This is a genomic window from Streptomyces apricus (genome assembly GCF_008369065.1).
Classification (GTDB): domain Bacteria; phylum Actinomycetota; class Actinomycetes; order Streptomycetales; family Streptomycetaceae; genus Streptomyces; species Streptomyces apricus.
The window spans coordinates 697-1,313 of record NZ_VDFC01000096.1 but is presented as its reverse complement, the minus strand read 5'-3'; the positions used below and the strand labels follow the sequence as shown (position 1 = coordinate 1,313).

The following is a 617-nucleotide window of genomic DNA, read 5'->3' as shown; positions in this document are numbered from 1 at the left end:
GGGGCGCCGGGCGGGGCCCCGGGCAGGTCGGACGGGCCCAACAGCGTCATCGGCCCAGGCGGCTCGGGCGGCCCGGGCAGTCCAGGTGGTCTGGCTGGCGTGGGCGGCCCGGGCCGCCCAGACAGGCTGGACAGGCCAGGCGGTCCGAGCGGCTCGAGCGGTCCGGGCGGTCCGCGTGGCCCGGCCCGGGTGGCTCGGTGTGCGCGGGACGAACCGGTGGGGCCTCATCGAGGAGCATGTCCCCGGCGGGGGCACCGGGTGCACCGGCCGCACCGCGAGAACCGCCCACTTGGCCTACGGCGGATTCCGTCGGCGCCGCGTGCGGATCCCCGTGCGCCCGGGGACCGGGCACGCGTGCGTTCAAGTCGCCCGCCAGTACCCCAGCGCGTTCACCCGCTGCTTCGGCAGGGCCAGTTCCTTGCGGAAGTACGCCGACAGCGACCGGGTCGTCGCCGTGTCGCAGGCGATCCAGACGTATGGGTCGGCCGTCTCCGCCAGCAGCTCTGGCGCGGCCGCCCGCACCCGGGCCACGAGGTGCGCGCCCCGGTCGAGACGGGGGACCGCAYGGAGGTCGTGTCGGACCGGGTCCACCCGCAGGGGCAGGCCGTCCGTGCCCC

1 protein-coding gene is annotated in these 617 nt (G+C 77.4%); it reads right to left on the bottom strand.

The features are described from left to right. Nucleotides 1-360: 360 nt before the first annotated feature. Nucleotides 361-617: SIP domain-containing protein (locus FGF04_RS37640; RefSeq protein ID WP_149515890.1), on the bottom strand; the 257-nt coding region annotated here is incomplete at its 5' end.